The sequence below is a fragment of the Burkholderia sp. E168m23 genome (assembly GCF_016586125.1).
Taxonomy (GTDB): Bacteria; Pseudomonadota; Gammaproteobacteria; order Burkholderiales; family Burkholderiaceae; genus Burkholderia; species Burkholderia orbicola.
This window is the reverse complement of sequence record NZ_BCPP01001299.1, coordinates 1-1490: the sequence shown is the minus strand read 5'-3', so window position 1 is coordinate 1490 and position 1490 is coordinate 1. Positions and strand designations below refer to the sequence as shown.

The following is a 1490-nucleotide window of genomic DNA, read 5'->3' as shown; positions in this document are numbered from 1 at the left end:
CATTATACGAAGTTATACGATTTCGTCGAACACCAGACGCTGTACGGCCTGCAGGAGATGCTGCTCGAAAGCGGTCATCCGGTGCGGCTGCGCGGCGCGATGCTCGCGCTCGGCTCGCTGCTGCGCCCGGTGATGCAGAGCGGCTCGTCGCACATCGAGCGCGGCCTCACGCTGCCGCTGCCGGTCGACCCGTTCTACCGCAGCCTCGTCGCCGCGTTCTGGCTCGAACTGATCGCGCCGTTCGTCGCGCAGGCCGACTTCGAGCTTGCGATCTTCATCGGCACGATCGCCGAACGCGAACGGCTCGTCATCGGCTTCAACGGCGCGTCGGCGAAGACGCTGCTGAGCGTCGTCGACCCGCAGACCTACGCCGCCCACAACATCGACATCGACGATCCCGAGTGGATCGACGCCCATGCGCAAAACGATCAGCAGATCAGCAAGCTCGTCAGCTACCTCGAACAACCGCAACTCTCGCTGCGCGTCGCCATCGACGCGTTCCGCGAAGCGTTCATCGGAGGCTGACGGCATGCATCGCACGATTCAGGTCCGGCGCGCGCGCCTGTCGGCCGCCGTCTCGCCCACCCTCGCCGCGCTGTTCGCGGCCGGCCTCGTCGCGAGCGGCGCGGCCTTCGCGCAGAACACGGGCGCGACCGTCACGCCGGTCGGCAACGGCACGGTCGCGACGACCGCGCTGCCGCAGGCGAACCCGAACGCCGGCGGCGCGTCCGGCACGGTGGTGCACGGCACCGCCGGCACGATCGCGCCGCCGCCCGCGAACGCGACGCCCGGCCAGGTGGTGGTCGGCGGCAAGGTGCCCGACGAGGCGACCAAGGCCGCCGTGCTGCAGAAGCTGCGCGACACCTACGGCGCGACGAACGTCGTCGACCAGGTCGAGGTGGGCGACGTCGCGACGCCGCCGAACTGGAGCGCGAACGTGCAGAAGCTGCTCGGCGCGCAGCTCAAGCAGATCAGCAAGGGCCAGTTGAAGATCAACGGCACGCAGATCGAGATGAAGGGCGAGGTGCACAACGAGGCGCAGCGCCAGCAACTCGCGAGCGACATGGCGAACACGCTGAACCCGACGTACACGATCAAGAACGGGCTGCGCGTGTCGGCGTCCGAACAGGGCGTGCTCGACCAGACGCTCGCGAACCGGACGATCGAGTTCGAGACCGGCAGCGCGACGCTGACGCCGCAGGGCAAGCTGATCCTCGACCAGATGGCGGCCGCGCTGGCGAAGATGCAGAACCGCACGGTCGACATCATCGGCCACACCGACAACTCGGGGAACCGGACGTCGAACATCGCGCTGAGCCAGGCGCGCGCGGATGCGGTGAAGGGGTATCTGATCACGAAGAGCATTCCGCCGCAGCAGATGACGACGACGGGGGTGGGCCCGGATCAGCCTATTGCGCCGAACGATACGGCGGATGGGCGGGCTAGGAATCGGCGGATCGAGTTCCGGGTGGGGCAGTAACGGGTGTAGC

The 1490-nt window shown here is 68.0% G+C and carries 1 protein-coding gene and 1 pseudogene; both read left to right on the top strand.

Annotation, left to right across the window (positions count from 1 at the left end):
• Positions 1–525: pseudogene (locus JMF90_RS36730) on the top strand (type VI secretion system-associated protein TagF); the annotation flags it as partial.
• A gap of 4 nt (positions 526–529) precedes the next feature.
• A complete protein-coding gene (locus JMF90_RS36725) occupies positions 530–1480 on the top strand; it encodes an OmpA family protein (protein WP_054928313.1) in 951 nt (316 codons plus the stop codon).
• Positions 1481–1490 lie beyond the last annotated feature (10 nt).